The sequence below is a fragment of the Burkholderia sp. ABCPW 14 genome (assembly GCF_001523835.1).
GTDB classification, from domain to species: Bacteria; Pseudomonadota; Gammaproteobacteria; order Burkholderiales; family Burkholderiaceae; genus Burkholderia; species Burkholderia mayonis.
Genome location: NZ_LOVS01000099.1, coordinates 62,138 through 79,342, shown reverse-complemented (window position 1 = coordinate 79,342; position 17,205 = coordinate 62,138). Strand labels below are relative to the sequence as shown.

Below are 17,205 nucleotides of genomic sequence, written 5' to 3'. Positions count from 1 at the left end.
AGCCATCATCGACAGCCATGCCGCCCATGCGGCCTGCCCCAGTCCATGGAGTATTTCTTGATGAGCGGCGGATTCCCGCATTCTGCCTTCCGTCTCCCCCGTCCCGTCGCCACTGCGGCTCCCGTCGTCCTCGCCACGCTCGCGCTATCCGGCTGTGCGCTGTTCCGCGCGCCGCAAGCGCCCGCGCCCGTCGTCGAAGCGGTCGCCGTGCCCGTCGAGCCGGCGAGCGAGCCCGTCGCGGCGCCCGAGCCGGCGAGCGCGCCCGAGCCCGCCGAAGCCGCGGCGCCGAAGAAGCCGCGCCGCGAGGCCGCGCCGCCGCGCAAACCCGCGCGCGCCGCGCCGCCGCCGCCTCCCGCGCCTTCGCCCGCGCCGCTCGTCACGACGCGCGCGATCGAGCGCAGCCAAGTGCATGCGCTCCTCGACAGCGAAGTGCGGCGCGGCGGCAAGGTGATCGGCCGCGCAGTCGACATGACGGCCGACGCGAGCGGCGCGCCGCGAGAAATGCTCGTGAACCTGCAAGGCTTCATGGGCGTCGGCGACCGCAAGGTCAGCTTCCCGTGGAAGCTGTTCCGCTTCACGCCGGGCGGCAGGCAGGAGCCGATCGTGCTCGACATGCCGGCCGCCACGCAGTTGCCGCCCGCCGACCGTCCGAAGGCAGTGCCGCTGACGGGATCGACGCACGCGGGCGCCGATCCCGGCCAGATGCGAATCATCGATGCCGACGTCGAACGCCCGAACGGCGCGAAGGTCGGCCGCGTCGTCGACGTGCTGATCGGCCGCGACGCGCAGCCGCAGGCAGTCGTGCTCGACGTCGGCGGCCTCGTCGATCCGGACCGGCACACGATCGCCGCGAACTGGTCGGCGCTGCGCTTCGCGCCGAAGGACAAGTCGCCGCGCGCGCTCCTCGATCTGAACGAAGCGCAGCTGAAGGCGTCGCCGCCCTATGCGGGCGACAAGCCGATCCTCGCCGTCTCGCCCGGCGCGCCCGCAGCCGCGCCGGCCGCCGCTCAAGCAGGTGCGAAACGATGACCGTCCGGCATGCGGTCAGCGCGCGCAGCCTGCGCGCCCTCGACTGGCTCAACTTCTTCGTCGCAAACGTGCAAACGGGCTTCGGTCCGTTCATCGCGTCGTATCTGGCATCGCACAAATGGACGCAGGGCGAGATCGGCATGGCGCTGTCGATCGGCACGATCAGCGCGATGGTGAGCCAGGTGCCGGGGGGCGCGGCCGTCGACGCGCTGAGGAACAAGAAAGGCGCGGCCGCATGGGCGATCGCCGCGATCATTCTGTCCGCGGTGCTGCTCGCCGCGAGCCCGACCATCGTGCCGGTGATCGCGGCCGAGGTGTTCCACGGCTTCGCGAGCTGCATGCTCGTGCCGGCGATGGCGGCGATCTCGTTCGCGCTCGTCGGCCGCGAGAGCCTCGGCGACCGGCTCGGCCGCAACGCGCGCTGGGCGTCGCTCGGCAGCGCGGTCGCGGCGGGCCTGATGGGGCTCACGGGCGAGTACTTCTCCGCGCGCGCGGTGTTCTGGCTGACGGCCGCGCTCGCGCTGCCCGCGCTCGTCGCGCTCGCGATGATCGAGCCGACCCACCACCACCATCACGCGACGCCGCGCGCACCCGCCGCGCGCGACGACGCCGACGAAGACGAGGAGCGCGAGACGCTGCGCGAGCTGCTACGCGACCGGCGGATGCTGGTCTTCGCCGCGTGCGTCGTGCTGTTCCACCTGTCGAACGCGGCAATGCTCAACCTCGCGGCGGGCGAAGTGACGGCGGGCATGGGCGAGAACGTCCAGCTCGTGATCGCCGCGTGCATCATCGTCCCGCAAGCGATCGTCGCGATGCTGTCGCCGTGGGTCGGCCGCTCCGCGCAGCGCTGGGGACGCCGGCCGATCCTGCTGCTCGGCTTCGCCGCGCTGCCGCTGCGCGCGCTCTTGTTCGCCGGCGTGTCGAGTCCTTACCTGCTCGTGCCGGTTCAGATGCTCGACGGCATCAGCGCCGCCGTGTTCGGCGTGATGCTGCCGCTCATCGCCGCAGACGTCGCGGGCGGCAAGGGCCGCTACAACCTGTGCATCGGGCTCTTCGGGCTCGCGGCGGGCATCGGCGCGACGCTCAGCACCGCGGTCGCGGGCTTCGCCGCCGATCACTTCGGCAACGCCACGAGCTTCTTCGGGCTTGCCACCGCGGGCGCGCTCGCAACGCTGCTCGTCTGGTTCGCGATGCCCGAGACGCGCGACGCGGCGCTCGTCGAAGACGCGCAGCGTTCGAGCGCCGAGCCGGCGCAGTGACTGGCGCGGTGACGGCGCGCGGCACGGTTGATGCGGCAGCGATGCGCGCAGCCGGCCTGCCGCGGCCGCCGTTCGCCGCCGTCGGCGCACCGTCTTGAAGCGCACTCGGCGGGAAGCGGTGGGCGCTACGCGCCGCCTCCTTCGCCTTTTATCTGCTCGGCATCCCCTTTCTATTCCCCTATCCTCGCCTAAACGAGATGGAAACGATCAAAGCAGTCAACGACGCACGTCGGCAAATCCAGCAGTCGGTGCTCGACCTGTTCAAGGGCCTGTCGCTCAAGGCGCGCCTGATGCAAGGCGTGCTGATGGCCGTGCAGGCCGCGGGCGGCGCGTGTCTCGCGTACAGTATCGGCCGCGCGCTGCACACCGAGCAGGCCGTCTGGGCGGCGATCACCGCGATCGCGGTCACGCAGCACAACTACGCGGACACGATCAATCTGTCGCGCGACCAGTTCATCGGTGCGATGGTGGGCGGCCTGATCGGCTTTGCGGCCGCGGCGACGGGCACCGGCCACGTCGTCACGTACGCGGCCACGATCGTGATCGCGATCATCTGCTGCTGGTGCCTGAACGTCGGCAGCGCCGCGCGGCTCGGCGCGATCACCGCGACGATCGTGCTGCTGTTTCCGGGTGAAGGGCCGCTGTGGGACATCCCGCTCGTGCGGCTCGGCGAGGTGACGCTCGGCACCGCGTGCGCGATAGCGGTCGGCTGGACGATGTCGCAGATCGAGCGGCGCTGGTTCGCCAAGGGCTGACGTTGCGGCAGGAGAAAGACAGCAGGCGGCGGAGCGCGGAAATGGAAGGATGGCGATGGGCGGCGACGCATCGCGTCCGGACCGATGGGCGAACGCCCCGCGCCGCCACGGGCCGAGGCCGCGGCGCCCGTCCTGAATCCACCGGAAGCGGATGGGCGCGGCCCCGATCCGGCCCCATGCCGTCGTGGCGCGGACGACAGACAGCGGGGCGGCACGCCGCACGTCGACCGGCTTACGGCCCGATCTGCAGAATGACGCCCGTCGAGATGCGCACGAGCAGGTAATCGCCGCCGATCCCGATCCAGTGATAGCCGCGCGGCGGCGGCGACAGGTGGTACCCGCGCCAGTCGTCGATCACGTACTGGCGGTCGCGGTATTCGTCGGGCAGGCGATCGCCGCGACGCCACGCGGCATTTTCGTCGCCGCGATGCTCGCCCGGACGCGGGCCGCCGCGGTCACCGTTTTCGCCGTGATCGCGTTCGTCATGCTTGCCGGGAGGCGGCCCGTGGCGTTCGTCGCCCGGTCCGCCCGGGCCATGCGACGGTTGAGCGATTGCGAGCGACGACACGAGCGCGCCGGCAGCGACCATCGAAACCCACAGCAAACGATGTGCTTTCATCGAGTCTCTCCGTGAAAAGGCGCAACCGGCTGTCGGCGCCGGAGCGCATAGAAAAAGGTAGCACATCGCGCCGGATTCGCCCGAAATTATGGGTCGAGATGAACAAAGCGTGAGGAGACGCAAATCGACGGCGCATCGGCCGCGCTTGCGCGTTCCTGCTTCCCGCTTTCGTCCTCCCTGCCGTTCTTCTTTCCCGCCCCCGATTTGTCGGCCCCTCCGACTCATCGGCTTGCCCGCCCGGCCGAGTCCCGCCAATCTGGCTCACCCCGCCTGAAGACCGCAGACGGGCTACAGCCGCCCTCCCCAGCGCTCGCCGCAAGCGCGCCCCGTCCCGCCCCGGTTGCACGATCTCGCCAGCCGCCGCGCGACGCGCGGGTATACTCGCGCTCACCGCTCAACGCCCACCTCGCATTCAGACACCGCTTTCATGGCAGAACCCACGCTCGGCGTCGCCCTCATCGCCCACAATGCCGCGGCACGGCTAGCCGAATGCCTCGGCGCGCTGTCGTTCGCCGACGACGTCGTCGTCGTCGACGGCGGCAGCACCGACGCGACCGTCGAGATCGCGAAAGCGCACGGCACGCGCGTGATCGTCGCGGCCGACTGGCCGGGATTCGGGCCGCAGAAGAATCGCGCGGTCGCCGCGCTCGACACTGACTGGATCCTGTCGATCGATACCGACGAGGTCGTCACGCCAGAGCTCGCCGCATCAATCCAGGCGGCGATGCGCGCGCCGCGCGCGCAGGTCTACGCGCTCGACAGGCTGTCGAGCTTCTGCGGCCGCTGGGTGCGGCACGGCGGCTGGTATCCGGACTGGGTGCCTCGGCTTTTCAAGCGTGGCGCGGCGCGCTTTTCCGACGACCTCGTCCACGAGCGGCTCGTGTTCGACGGGCCGGCCGCGAAGCTCGACGGCAAGCTGCTCCACTACTCGTATGAAGACTTCGAGACCGTGCTGCGCAAGCTCGACGCGTATTCGAGCGCGGGCGCTGCACAGCGGCGCGCGGCGGGCAAGCAAGGCGGATTCGCGAAGGCGCTCGGCCGCGGTGCGTGGGCGTTTGTGCGAACCTATCTGCTGCGGCGGGGGTTCCTGGACGGACGGGCGGGCTTCATGATCGCCGTGTTCAATGCGGAGACGGTCTACTACCGCTTCCTGAAACTCGGGCATTCGCGGCCGGGACAAACGCGCGACTGATGCGCTGCGGGGCGGCGGCGACGTTTCCAAACGAAATTCTTCAAGAAGTTGCTGCGCCAGCCGATACGCCGGCCGAAGGCGATGCCGCATCGCGCGAGGCGGCCGCCTGCGCAGCGCGGGCGCGCTGCTCACCGGAACCGCGCCGGCTTGGTCGCGCAACACGCATCCCGCAAGCGCGTCTCACCTCTCGCACCTCCCGCCCGCACACGCCCGAGCGACCGCATCCGCGAAGGAGCCGCCAGCACACCGGCTCGCCAAGATCCACGCCCCCCTACTTCCGTGCGCCGAGCTTGCTGATGTCGACCGGCACCGCAATATCGGCCTGCGTTTTCGATGCATCGCGACCGAGCATCTCGGTCGCGATGCCGATCACGCGCGCCGACGACATTTCCGTCAAGCATCGGCTCCAGCTGTCCACATGCCGATCGCAGCCTTCGAGCTTGCACGGCACGCAGTCGCCCTCGCCCTGCAGCAGATAGACGTTGCCGCGCCGCCCCGAGCCGTGCAACGGCCACGGCTCGTTTCCGGCCGGCCAGTGCGCGGGCCACGGGCCCCAGCGCGTCGGATTCGACGGCCCGAACAGCGCGATCGTCGGAACGCCGGATGCGGCTGCGACGTGCGTCGCGCCGGTGTCCGGGCCGATGAAGAGCCGCGCGCGCCGGAACATTTCGGCGCTCTCGCCGAACGACAACTCGCCCGCCATGTTCAGCACCGGCTCGCCCGACGCCTGCGCGATCCGCGCGGCATAGTCGCGCTCGGCCTGCGCGGGACCGCCGCTCAGCGCGACCGCGAAACCCTGGCTGCGCGCCCAGCGCACGAGGTCGACCCATCCGTCCTCGCGCCACTGCTTGTAGCGAAACATCGGATACGGATGCAGCACGACGTACGGCTCGCCGCGCGACAGCGCGGGCGTCGCGTACAGCTTCGCGTCGAAACGCGCGCGCGCGGCAGGATCGTCGCCGATGCCGGGCGCGACGACGTCGGCGTGCAGCGTCACGCCGAGCACGTCGGCGAGTGCGAGGTTGCTCGTGACGGTATGCACGTCGCGATGCTGGTCGAGCGCGATGCCGTTCAGGATGAAGCGCGTGAGCCGCGTCACCCGCTCGGGATCGACGAGCCCGACTCGCTTGCGGCCCGCGAAGAACGCATAGAAGCGCGCGCGATCGGAGCTGATGGCCGCGCATGCGAGGTCGTATTTGCGCCAGATGCGCAGCGCGTCGGCGATGCGCGCCTTCGGCCGCGCGCGCTGCGCGACCGTGATCACGCGGCGGATGTCCGGATTGTGCTCGAGCACGCCTTCGGTGCCGCGGAACACGATCATGTCGATCTGCGCGTCGGGCCAACGCGCCTTCAGCGACCGGACGAGCGGCGTCGTCAGCAACACGTCGCCGAGGCGGCGCGTACAGGACACGAGGATGGTGCGCGGCGGCCGGAGAAGCGTCAACTGAGCGGTCACGATGAAGACTGGAAGAACGGGCGACTGGACATTTTAGCGAATTCGCCCCGCGCGCCCGTGCGGCGCGGGCGAGCTCACGCCGATTCGAGCAGCTTCGCGACGAGCGCCTGCATGCGCGCGTTCGCCGCACGCGGCCCGAACGATTCGATCCTGTGCGACGCATGCGAGACGAGCGCCGCGCGCAGTGCGCCGTCGGCGAGCACCCGCTCGATCGCGTCAGCAAGCGCGTCGGCATCGCCGGGCGGCACGAGGAGCCCGCCGCGGCCGCCGTCGAGCAGGTCGCGCGGCCCCGTCGGACAATCCGTCGAGATCACCGGCGTGCCAAGCGCCATCGCCTCGCCGAGCACCATCCCGAAACCTTCGTAGCGGCTGCTCAGGATCAGCGCGTCGGCCGCGCGCACGTATGGAAACGGATTCGCACAAAAGCCGATGAACGGCACCACATCGCCCAGCCCGAGCGCATCCGCGAGCTGCTCGAGCACCTGGCGGTCAGGACCGTCGCCCACCAGCACGAGCCGAGGCGCATCGGCGCGGCGTGCGCGCACCTTCGCATAGGCGCGCAGCAAGGTGCGGTGATCCTTCTGCCCTTCGTCGAGCCGCGCGACCGACACGATGAAGCGCCCGGCCGGCAACTCGGCCGGCTCGGCCGCCCGTGCGCGCAAGGCCGCCGGATCGATCACGTTCGGCAGCTCGGTGACGGCGACGCGGGTATTCGCGAAGAGCCGCTGCGCTTCGCGCCGCATGTCGGGCGTAAGCACCGCCAACGCCGCGTAGCGCTCGTACTGGCCGATGCGCCGCGCCATGTACGACGCGCTCTTGTCGCCGAAGCGTGCGGCGAAGCTGTAGTGACTCACGCCGATCCATTGCACGCCGCCCTGCCCCGCGATGCGACGCAACGAGAAATCGAAATCGCAGACGACGTCGTAGCCGCGCGCGAGCCGCAGAAAACGACGTGCGACGAGCGGCCGAATCAACGCATGCGTCGACGCCTTGTGCAGCAGTTTCTCGCCGCCGCGCAGCTTGCTCACGCGCTCGCGCTGATGCAGCGCATGCATCCAGCGCTCCGGCGCGAGCACGTGCACCGCGACATCGGACGCAATCGCCTTCGCGCACCAGGCCGTCAGGTCCTGCGTCGGGTACGTGACCGACAGCCCGATCTCGAACGCACGGCGATCGAGCGCATTGAGCCACGCGAGCAGCGCGGTCTCGGTGCCGCCCTTGCCGAAGTCGTCGATGTGGAACAGGATGCGCACGCGCCGCGCACTCGTGCGGACGACGTCCGCCGCCGGTGCGGCGGCGGTCGCGGGAACGGCAGGCGTCGTCATCGCGCGCCCCCGGTCTGCGACGCGCGCGAAACGCCCGCCTCGCGTTCGCCGTGACCGAGCAGGAAGCCCGCGAACGACCAGAATGCGAGCATCGTCGTCTGCCACATGAAGTCGTCAACGGTGTTCTTTGCGATCATTCCGACGACGAGCGCAAGCCCGGCCGCGGACATCGCCGGCGCGGCGCGGCGCAGCCGCCAGAACGCGCCCGCGAGGCTCAGGAACAGCATCGCCTCCAGCGCGACGCCGATGTAGCCCGTCTGCAGCCACGTATTGAGGAACAGGTTGTGCGCGTGAGTCAGCGCCTGCGGCTCGATCTGCAGCAGCAGCGGCGGCGCATCGGCCGCGTACGCATGCCCCGGCAGCGGCTTGCCGAAGCCGACGCCGAGCCACGCGTGGTGCTTGCCCTGCTTGGCGTAGAACGCCCAGAGCTTCGGCCGCGTGTCGGACGACAGCGTGTCGCCGAGCGCGTTCAGCTCGCCCGGCACGTAGACCCGCTGGCCCGCGACCGTGATGTCGTGCGCGGCCGACGACGCCGATGCCGCCGCCGTGGACGCCGACGGATCGCGCTCGCGCGCGCTGTATTCGAGCATTCCGAGCGCGGCGGCGCCGAGGATCGCGATCGCGACGACGCTCACGCCGAGCCGGCGCCGATAGAGCGGGAAGAACGCGACGACGAGCGTCGCGCCCACGGCCGGCCAGAAGAAGCGGTTCAGGCTCGCGAGCCCAACGAAGCCGCACGCGAGAAGCCCGATCGCGCCGATCACGCGCCAGCGGACGCGCAGCAGCAGCGCCACGAAGAGCGGCATCGCGAACACGACGAGCGTGCTCGTATGGCCAACACGGTTGTAGAAACGGATCGGGAAGTTCGTCGGTGTCGGCGGCTGCAAGCGCCCCCAGTAGAACGCGCTCAGCAGCGCGAGCAGTACGCATGCCCCCGCCACGACGAGCACCGGCCATTCCGGACGCCTCACGCGCGAGCCGAAAAGCCAGAAGCCCCAGAACGTGACGAGCGGATACAGCACCTCGTCGAGCCAGGCGCGCATGCTGATGTGCGGATACAGCGACCAGCCGACCGACCCGAGGCTCCAAGCGGCCCACGCGACAATCGGAAAAACGAGCGGCCATTGCCGCAACGGCGGCCTGCTCGCGGACAGGATGCCGGCGAGCGTGCCGACGCCGATCAACGCGAGCGTCGTGTTGACGACCCCGTTCATGTGACCGAACATCACAGCAAACATCAACGTAGGACAAGCAATCCAGAGCACGCGCTCGACGCGCGATGTTGTTATCGTCATCGACTTGAACTTGACGGCGCAAGCGCCAAAACGTTTTGCAGCGCACGATGCACCGCATCCACTGAAAGACGGCCCATGCAGTGCGCATGGTCGCCGCGCCAGGCGACGCATGTCGCCGCATTGCGGTCGCAGCGCCGCACCCAGGCGACATGGCGCCGGAAAATCGACGGCTGATCGCGGCACGGCATGTCCGCGATCGTCACCGCGATGAACGGCGCATCCTGCCAATAACGGCCCGCGCCGTGAATGCCGGCGTTGCCGGGGCCGAACAGCGCAACGGTCGGCACGCCGACGAGACGCGCGAGATGCGCGATGCCGGTATCGGGGCACACCACCGCCCGCGCGCCGCTCAACACATGCCACAGATCGGCGAGGCCGAGCCGTCCCGCGAGATTCGGCTGCGCGGGATCGGGACCGATCTCGGCGACGAGTTCGACTTCGCTCGGCCCGCCGCTCCAGACGGGCAGATAGCCTGCCGCCTCCACGCGCTGTGCGAGCTCGCGCCAGCGCGTGGCCGGCCAGCGCTTGACCGCGGTGCTCGCGCCCGGATGCAGCACCACGTAGGGCCGCTCGCGCAATTCGGCAGGCAGCGGCGCGCTCGCCTGGGGCGCAGGCCAGTCAGCCGGACGGTACGGCCGCGGCGCAGGCCCGTCGACCAGCTCGGCAGCGAAGTCGGCCCACGCGGCAGGCGCGTCCGGATACGGGATCAATTCGTCGACCGGCCAGTTCTTCCACGCGGGCGTGTCGCCCGCATGCGCGACGATCCACTGGCAGCCCGCGCCGAGCGCAAGCCAGCTATGCCGGTTGTCGCCCGCGACAATGCCGAGGTCGTATGGCCCCGACGCGAGGAGACGCCTGACCGACGCGCCGTCGCGCGGATCGAACGCGAACGCGTCGACGCCGAACGGCCGCTTCGCATACAGCGACGCAATCGCCTTCGGGCAAGCCAGCACGATCTGCGCATTCGGATGCTGCTCGCGCAGCTTCGCGACGAGCGCCGTCAGCAGCAGCGTGTCGCCGAGCAGCAGATGATGCGCGATCAGGATGCGCCGCAATTGCGCGGGCTTGCGCCGCAACGGCTTGAGCGCGAGCTTCGGCAGCGCTCGCGCGAAGATGTGGATGCGGCCGTGAAGTCTGCTCATTCGATTAGATCAACGGCTGATCGATTCCGCCACCTGGGATGCAATGCGCCGGAGGCCGGCCAAAAGCCGTTTCGTCATGCAGAATTTCCACGATTCGTATTGCGGAGGACAGACCAGAACGCCCGGAAACCCGCGCAGGATCTGCGCGAAATCGACGCGCTTTCCTCTCTTCCGGGTCTGGGCATGCAGGCCGGCCCGCAACGCGCGGCAAGCGCGTCGCGGGCCGAGCCGAACGCGCGGAGTATACCATCCGGCCTAAGCGCTTCCTGAGCCAATATCCTGATGAAAGACTGACTGTAAGCGACGCGCGAACGCGCGTCATGCCCGGGCGACGCGCCCGCTGCCGGCCGCCTCGGCGGCCAGATCGAGCAGTTGCGCGACATGGCGCGCGACGCTCGGATCGTACTCGATCGCCGCGTGCGCGGCCGCGGTCGATTCGACCCGGGCCGCGCCCGCGCGCACCTGGCGCACTGCATCGTCGAGCGTGGCGCGCAGCCCGGCCGTATCCCCCGGCGCGAACACGCGCTTCGCCGACGGCGCGATCGCGTCGCAGCAGCCGATATTCGACGACAGGATGACAGGCGTTCCGCACATCACCGACTCGATGCCGACGAGCCCGAACGGCTCGTATCTCGACGCGAGGATCGTGAAATCGGCGGCGCGATAACCGTCCTCGATGTCCTTCACGTAGCCGACATAGCGCAGCCGCTCGGACGTCCGCTCGGGCGGCCGGCCCGCGACCGCGACGACGACGGGCGGCCCGCCGTCGCGCAGCACCGCTTCGATGAGCGGCAGCCCCTTGCGCTCGTGGCTGCTCGACGGAAACAGCAGCACGACCTCGTCGTCGGCGAAGCCGAAGTGCCTGCGCAGTTCGGCGCGGCGCGCCGCATCGACAGGCGTGAAGCGCGCGGCGTCGACGGGCGGGAACAGCACGCGGATCTTGTCGTCACCGAGCCCGTAGAAGCGGTACAGCTCATCGCGCATCAGCATCGAGTGCGCGACGACGAAGCGCGCGCGCTCGTATTGACGGCGCTCGAGCGCGATCTGCCGGCGATCGAAGAATGTCGGCGCACGGCCGATCGCGTCGAGAAAACCGAGATGGGTGCCGCCGCAAATCGCGATCTCCGACGAATCGACCCGGTTGCAGCCGATCAGCAAATCGACGGGCGACGCGCGGCGGGCGGCGCGCAGCCGCCACGAGAACCAGGCGTCGCGGCACTTGCCGGGCAGAAACGACACGTCGATCCGGTGCGGCTCGATACATCCGTATTCCGGCATCGACGGATCGAACGATCGCGCAAAGACCGCAGGCCGCAGGCCGAAGTCGGCGAGACCGCGCGCGAGGTCGATCGCGTAACGCTCGAGCCCCCCGCCATACTTGAACGCATTGCAGGACAGGCCGATTTTCATCACACGGCGATCGTGCTTGCCGGGGCGCCGTCCGCCCGGATGCCCGCCGCTCACCCTGCGTCCTGCTGGAACTGAATGCGATGCAGGTGCGCGTACAACCCGCCTTGCTCCAGCAGTTCGCGATGGCTGCCGCTCTCGACGATCCTGCCCGCCTCGAGCACGAGGATCCGGTCCGCCCGTTCGATCGTCGACAGGCGGTGCGCGATCACGAGCGTCGTGCGGCCCTTCATCAGCGTCTCGAGCGCAGCCTGCACGTGCCGTTCGGATTCGGAATCGAGCGCGGACGTCGCCTCGTCGAGAATCAGGATCGGCGCATCCTTATAGATCGCGCGGGCGATCGCGAGCCGCTGGCGCTGGCCGCCCGACAGGCGCATCCCGTTGTCGCCGACGAGCGTGTCGATGCCGTCAGGCATCGCAGTGACGGTATCCCACAGATTCGCCGCGCGCAGCGCCGCCTCGACGCGATCGCGCTCCGCCGTCTGGCCGTACGCGACGTTTGCCGCGATCGTGTCGTTGAACAGCACGACGTCCTGGCTCACCATCGCGATCTGGTTGCGCAGGTCATGCAGGCTGTATTCGGGCAGCGCGACGCCGTCGACGCGCACCGAGCCCGACGACGGATCGAAGAAGCGCGGCAGCAGATTGACGAGCGTCGTCTTGCCGCTGCCCGACGGCCCCGCGAGCGCGACCATCTCTCCCGGCGCGACGGTGAACGACACGTCGTCGAGCGTATGCCGCCCGTCGCGCGACGCGCCGTACGAGAATGACACGTGGCTAAACTCGATCGCGCCCGACGCACGCGCGAGCGGCTTGCCGCCGCCCTCGGGCTCGCGCGGCTCGTCGATCAGCCCGAAGATCAGCTCGGCCGCCGTCATCCCGCGCTGCAGCGGCTGGTTCACGTCCATCAGGTGCTTGAGCGGCGAGATGATGAGCAGCATCGCCGTCACGAACGCGACGAAGCCGCCGACCGTCGTCTGATCGTTCGAGGACTGGACGACCGCGATCGTCAGCACGACGGCGAGCGCGATCGACGCAAGGAACTGCGTGAGCGGCTGCGCGAGCCCGCCCGACACCGTCATTCGCATCGAATAGCCGCGCAGCTTGCGGCTCAGTTCGTTGAAGCGTCCGATCTCGTACGGCTCGCCGTTGTGGACCTTGACGACCTTGTAGCCGCCGACGGTCTCCTCGACGATGTACGCGAGCTGGTTCGTGAGCGTCTGGTGCTCGCGATTCAGGCGCCGCAGCCGCCGGTTGATCTTGCCGACGAGCCAGCCGATGCAGGGCAACAGGACCGCGACGATGAGCGTCAGGCGCCAGTTCAGATAGAACAGGTAGCCAAGCAGGAATAGGACCGTGAGCGAATCGCGCACGAGCGTGATCGTGACGCTCATCAGCACGCTGAGCACCTGATTCACTTCGAACACGATCGCGTTGATCACCGTGCTCGCCGTCTCGCGCTGGAAGAACGACACGCCCGTGTGAATCATCCGGTCGAACATCTGGATGCGCAGATCGAGCAGGATGCGGTTCGATACGTACTGCAGCAGATAACCGGACGTGTATTGCGCGATCGCGCGCACGAGCGCGAGGCCGACGACGGCGACAGGCACGTACAGCTTCGTCGTCATATCGCCCTTCGAGCCGAAGCCGTGGTCGAGAAGCGGCTTCAGCAGCGCCGGAATCCCGGCTTCCGTCGCGGCGACCCCGGCCATCGCGAGCACGCCGGCGACGAGCACCCATACGAGCGGTTTCACATGCGGCCAGAGGCGGCGCATCACGACGGCAGGCGACGACGCGTCCTGACCGCCGATCGGTTTGCTTAGGGTAGGCTTGACGCTCAAAATGCCCTCAAAAAAATCCGAAAAACGTGCTTGGGGTCAGTAGACGATCTCGACGACGCTGCCGTCGAACGCCGCACGCAGATCGGCGAGCAGCGTATCGCTCGGCTTTACGCGCCAGGCGTCGCCCAGGCGCATCTCGCCTTGTGCGCGCGCGTTGCTGTACGCAATCCGCACGGCGAGGCCGTTCGGTATCACGGGCGCCGCGCGACGCCCGCCGTCGCGGCCGCCGCGCGGCGCCGGGGCCTCGACGGCCGACGTCTCGTCGGGCTTCGCGACGTGCGCTTCGAGCACGCGGCGCAGCGCCGCTGCGTCCGCATTGCCGTTCATCGTCATCCGCACCGCCTGCGCGTAGCGGCTGCGTGCGCGCTCGATATCCATCACCGAATCGGCGGTGAAGCGGATCCCGCCCGTGAACGCGTCGTTACGCGCCTGCCCCTGGACGATCAGCAGTTCGTCTTCCTTGAAAAGCGCACGGTTCACGTCGAACTGCTCGTTGAACACGGTGACTTCGCACTGGCCGCTGCCGTCGTCGAGCAGCGCGATCACCATCTTGCCGCGCTGGGTCATCTGCGTGCGCAGCGACGTGATCACGCCCGCAACCACCTTGTCGCGCCCTTCCTTCAGCTCGCCGAGCTTCTGGCGCACGAAGCGTCGCACCTCGTCGCGATACGCGTCGAACAGGTGGCCGGACAGATAGAAGCCGAGCGCACCCTTCTCTTCCTGCAAGCGGCGCTTGTCGTCCCAAGCGGGCTCGTCGACGAGCGCGTGCTGGTGCGCGGGCTCGCCGCCGATGTCGAAGAGTCCTGCCTGCAGCGCGTTCGCGGCCGCCTGCTCGGCAGCCTCCATCGCGAGCGGCACCGACGCGAGCAGTTGCGCGCGATTCGCGTGCAGCGAATCGAGCGCGCCCGCGCGAATCAGCGCCTCGATCGTCCGGCGGTTCACGACGCGCCGGTCGATCCGCTCGCAAAAGTCGAACAGATCTGTGAACGGCTTCTCTTCGCGCGCGCGCAGGATCTCTTCGATCGCGTTCTGGCCGCTGCCCTTGATCGCGCCAAGGCCGTAGCGGATCGTGCGCGAGCGCTTGCCGTCGGCTTGCGCGACCGGCTCGAAGCGGTAATGCGATTGATTGATGTCGGGCGACAGCACGGTGAGCCCATTGACGACGCAGTCGTCGAACAGGATCTTCACCTTGTCGGTGTCGTCCATCGCGAGCGTCATGTTGGCCGCCATGAATTCGGCCGGATGGTGCGCCTTCAGCCAAGCGGTGTAGTACGCAAGCAGCGCGTACGCGGCCGCGTGCGACTTGTTGAAGCCGTAGCCCGCGAACTTCTCCATCAAGTCGAAGATCTCGTCGGACTTCTCGCGCGTGAGGCCGTTCTTTGCCGCACCCTCGGCGAAGATCTCGCGGTGCTTGGCCATCTCCTCGGGCTTCTTCTTGCCCATCGCGCGACGCAGCAAGTCCGCGCCGCCGAGCGAGTAGCCGCCGATGATCTGCGCCATCTGCATCACCTGCTCCTGATAGACCATGATGCCGTAGGTCTCTTTCAGGACGGGTTCGACGCGCGGATCCGGATACTCGACCTTTTCGCGCCCGTGCTTGCGCGCGCAGAAGCTCGGGATCAGGTCCATCGGGCCCGGACGGTACAACGACACGAGCGCGATGATGTCCTCGAAGCGGTCGGGCTGCGCATCCTTCAGCATCCCTTGCATCCCGCGGCTTTCCAGCTGGAACACGGCGACGGTGTTCGCCTTCTTGAGCATCTGGAACGATGCGGGATCGTCGAGCGGCACTTGCGCGAGCGACCAGTTCTCCTTGCTCGGATCGAGACGGCGGATGTAGCGCTCGGCCCAGTCGAGGATCGTGAGCGTCGTCAGACCCAGAAAGTCGAACTTCACGAGGCCGACGGCTTCGACGTCGTCCTTGTCGTACTGGCTGACGACGCCGCCGTCGTCGCCCTGCGTGTAGAGCGGGCAGAAATCGGTGAGCTTGCCGGGCGCGATCAGCACGCCGCCCGCGTGCATCCCGACGTTGCGCGTGAGGCCCTCGACGCGCTGCGCGAGATCGAGGAGCTGATGGACTTCGTCCTCGTTGTCGTAGCGCTCCTGCAGGAGCGGCTCTTCCTTCATCGCGTCGGCGATCGTCACGTGCTTGCCCGGCTTGAACGGGATCAGCTTCGCGATGCCGTCGGTGAACATGTAGCCGAGATCGAGCACGCGGCCGATGTCGCGCACGGCCGCCTTTGCGGCCATCGTGCCGAACGTCGCGATCTGCGACACCGCGTCCGCGCCGTACTTCTCCTTCACGTACTGGATCACGCGATCGCGCCCGTGCTGGCAGAAGTCGATGTCGAAGTCGGGCATCGACACCCGCTCCGGATTCAGGAAGCGCTCGAACAGCAGGTTGTAGCGCAGCGGATCGAGGTCCGTGATGCCGAGCGAGTATGCAACGAGCGAACCCGCGCCCGAGCCCCGGCCCGGGCCGACCGGCACGCCGTTGTTCTTCGCCCAGTTGATGAAGTCCGCGACGATCAGGAAGTAGCCCGGAAAGCCCATCTTCTTGATCGTGCCGCATTCGAAATCGAGACGCTGGTAGTACGTGTCGCGCTGCGCTTCGCGCTCGGCCTCGTCCGGATAGAGCTGCACGAGACGCTTCTCGAGCCCCTCCTTCGACAGTTGCACGAGGTAGTCGTCGAGCGACATGCCGTCGGGCGTCGGAAAGAGCGGCAGCTTCGGCTTGCCGAGCTCGAGCGTCAGGTTGCAGCGTTTCGCGATCTCGACCGTGTTCGCGAGCGCCGACGGCAGGTCGGCGAACAGCGCGGCCATGTCGCCCTGCGTGCGGAAGAACTGATCAGTCGTGAAGCGCTTCTGGCGGCGCGGATTCGCGAGGATGTCGCCTTCCGAGATGCACACGCGCGCCTCGTGCGCGGTGAAGTCGTCGGAGGTCATGAACTGCAGCGGATGCGTCGCGACGACGGGCAGCTTCAGCTCGGCGGCGATCGTCACCGCGTGCTGGACGTATGCTTCCGCGCCCGGCTGGCCGTAGCGCTGCAATTCGATGTAGAAACCGCCGGGGAACGTCTTCGCCCAGCGCTCCGCGTGACGGCGCGCGGCCGCTTCGTTGCCGGCCGCGAGCGCGAGGCCGATGTCGCCCTGCTGCGCGCCCGACAGCGCGAGCAACCCGTCGGCCAGCTCGCCTTCGAGCCAGCTCGCGTCGAGTTCCGCGCGGCCGCGGTATTGATTCGTGAGCCACGCCTTCGACAGCAGCTCGCAGAGATTCAGGTAGCCGCGCTTGTCCTTGACGAGCAGCAGCAGCCGCGACGGCTTGTCGCGATCGTCGTGATTGGTGATCCAGACGTCGCAGCCGGCGATCGGCTTGATGCCCGCGTCGCGGGCTTCCTTGTAGAAACGGACGAGACCGAACGCGTTGCCGAGGTCGGTCAGGGCGAGCGCGCCCTGACCGTCGGCGGCCGCCGCCTTGACGATATCGTCGAGACGCACGATGCCGTCGGCAATCGAGAATTCGGAGTGAACGCGAAGATGAACGAAACGGGGATCTGACATGGGCGCTATTGTAGCCGCCCACGGGGCCGGCCACCGTTCGGGCCGGCCAAAAAATGCGGCGTTGGCCGTTCGGCCGAGTGCCGGCGCGGGTCGGCGGGCGGCTCGGTCGTGCGGGACTGCGCAGGGTGGCGATTCGCGGCTGCTCGGGCCCTGTTCGATGTGGGGCGGCCCGATATCCGGTGGTTCGACGGACCAGCGATGCGGCGGTCCGGCAGCCCGTCAATCCGGCAACCCATCAATCCATCAATCCATCAACCCGGCAATTCGACGATCCGGCAGCGCCGACGATCGACGGCGCCCCGCCAAGCGGCCGCGCCGATT

Annotated in this window: 12 protein-coding genes; 4 read left to right on the top strand and 8 right to left on the bottom strand. The window is 68.7% G+C overall.

Going from position 1 to position 17,205, the window contains the following annotated elements:
- Positions 1-60: 60 nt before the first annotated feature.
- The 3 genes from WS62_RS15280 to WS62_RS15270 all read left to right on the top strand — a co-directional run bounded on the left by WS62_RS15280 (position 61) and on the right by WS62_RS15270 (position 3,043).
- A complete protein-coding gene (locus WS62_RS15280) occupies positions 61-1,029 on the top strand; it encodes a photosystem reaction center subunit H (protein WP_066572197.1) in 969 nt (322 codons plus the stop codon).
- Positions 1,026-2,288, top strand: coding sequence for an MFS transporter (locus WS62_RS15275; protein WP_066572116.1), 1,263 nt, complete (start codon positions 1,026-1,028; stop codon positions 2,286-2,288). Before WS62_RS15280 ends, WS62_RS15275 begins: the two co-directional genes overlap by 4 nt.
- Positions 2,289-2,485: 197 nt before the next feature.
- Positions 2,486-3,043: an FUSC family protein gene (locus tag WS62_RS15270; protein ID WP_066572114.1), complete on the top strand. Its 558-nt coding sequence runs from the start codon at positions 2,486-2,488 to the stop codon at positions 3,041-3,043.
- A gap of 232 nt (positions 3,044-3,275) precedes the next feature.
- Here the strand turns inward: WS62_RS15270 and WS62_RS15265 are convergent, their stop codons facing one another.
- Positions 3,276-3,662: an RcnB family protein gene (locus WS62_RS15265; RefSeq protein WP_066572112.1), complete on the bottom strand. Its 387-nt coding sequence runs from the start codon at positions 3,660-3,662 to the stop codon at positions 3,276-3,278.
- A 427-nt stretch (positions 3,663-4,089) separates the two neighbouring features.
- Between WS62_RS15265 and WS62_RS15260 the strand changes: the two genes are divergently transcribed.
- Positions 4,090-4,854 carry a glycosyltransferase family 2 protein gene (locus tag WS62_RS15260; RefSeq protein WP_066572110.1) on the top strand — a complete coding sequence of 255 codons (765 nt, stop codon included), beginning with the start codon at positions 4,090-4,092 and terminating at the stop codon, positions 4,852-4,854.
- A 271-nt stretch (positions 4,855-5,125) separates the two neighbouring features.
- Here WS62_RS15260 and rfaQ read toward each other — a convergent pair whose 3' ends face one another.
- The 7 genes from rfaQ to dnaE all read right to left on the bottom strand — a co-directional run bounded on the left by rfaQ (position 5,126) and on the right by dnaE (position 16,884).
- Positions 5,126-6,298 carry a putative lipopolysaccharide heptosyltransferase III gene (rfaQ, locus tag WS62_RS15255; RefSeq protein ID WP_066572109.1) on the bottom strand — a complete coding sequence of 391 codons (1,173 nt, stop codon included), beginning with the start codon at positions 6,296-6,298 and terminating at the stop codon, positions 5,126-5,128.
- 86 nt (positions 6,299-6,384) lie between these two features.
- A complete protein-coding gene (locus tag WS62_RS15250) occupies positions 6,385-7,635 on the bottom strand; it encodes a glycosyltransferase (protein WP_066572107.1) in 1,251 nt (416 codons plus the stop codon).
- Entirely contained in the window at positions 7,632-8,930 is a 1,299-nt protein-coding gene (locus WS62_RS15245) for an O-antigen ligase family protein (protein WP_066572105.1), read from the bottom strand. Before WS62_RS15245 ends, WS62_RS15250 begins: the two co-directional genes overlap by 4 nt.
- Positions 8,927-10,072, bottom strand: a complete 1,146-nt coding sequence (locus tag WS62_RS15240) for a glycosyltransferase family 9 protein (RefSeq protein WP_066572099.1) — start codon at positions 10,070-10,072, stop codon at positions 8,927-8,929. Before WS62_RS15240 ends, WS62_RS15245 begins: the two co-directional genes overlap by 4 nt.
- A gap of 318 nt (positions 10,073-10,390) precedes the next feature.
- A complete protein-coding gene (locus tag WS62_RS15235; RefSeq protein WP_066572196.1) occupies positions 10,391-11,482 on the bottom strand; it encodes a glycosyltransferase family 4 protein in 1,092 nt (363 codons plus the stop codon).
- Positions 11,483-11,532: 50 nt separating this feature from the next.
- Positions 11,533-13,323, bottom strand: coding sequence for a lipid A export permease/ATP-binding protein MsbA (gene msbA / locus WS62_RS15230; protein ID WP_066572097.1), 1,791 nt, complete (start codon positions 13,321-13,323; stop codon positions 11,533-11,535).
- 36 nt (positions 13,324-13,359) lie between these two features.
- Positions 13,360-16,884 (bottom strand): DNA polymerase III subunit alpha, encoded by a 3,525-nt coding sequence (dnaE, locus tag WS62_RS15225; RefSeq protein ID WP_066572095.1) that lies wholly within the window; start codon positions 16,882-16,884, stop codon positions 13,360-13,362.
- Between the last annotated feature and the right edge of the window lie 321 nt (positions 16,885-17,205).

Bases quoted from the DNA above. Each gene is read 5' to 3' on its own strand.
- WS62_RS15280 (WP_066572197.1), top strand. From the start codon at position 61: ATGAGCGGCGGATTCCCGCATTCTGCCTTCCGTCTCCCCCGTCCCGTC.
- WS62_RS15275 (WP_066572116.1), top strand. From the start codon at position 1,026: ATGACCGTCCGGCATGCGGTCAGCGCGCGCAGCCTGCGCGCCCTCGAC.
- WS62_RS15270 (WP_066572114.1), top strand. From the start codon at position 2,486: ATGGAAACGATCAAAGCAGTCAACGACGCACGTCGGCAAATCCAGCAG.
- WS62_RS15265 (WP_066572112.1), bottom strand. From the start codon at position 3,662: ATGAAAGCACATCGTTTGCTGTGGGTTTCGATGGTCGCTGCCGGCGCG.
- WS62_RS15260 (WP_066572110.1), top strand. From the start codon at position 4,090: ATGGCAGAACCCACGCTCGGCGTCGCCCTCATCGCCCACAATGCCGCG.
- WS62_RS15250 (WP_066572107.1), bottom strand. From the start codon at position 7,635: ATGACGACGCCTGCCGTTCCCGCGACCGCCGCCGCACCGGCGGCGGAC.
- WS62_RS15245 (WP_066572105.1), bottom strand. From the start codon at position 8,930: ATGACGATAACAACATCGCGCGTCGAGCGCGTGCTCTGGATTGCTTGT.
- WS62_RS15240 (WP_066572099.1), bottom strand. From the start codon at position 10,072: ATGAGCAGACTTCACGGCCGCATCCACATCTTCGCGCGAGCGCTGCCG.
- WS62_RS15235 (WP_066572196.1), bottom strand. From the start codon at position 11,482: ATGAAAATCGGCCTGTCCTGCAATGCGTTCAAGTATGGCGGGGGGCTC.
- dnaE (WP_066572095.1), bottom strand. From the start codon at position 16,884: ATGTCAGATCCCCGTTTCGTTCATCTTCGCGTTCACTCCGAATTCTCG.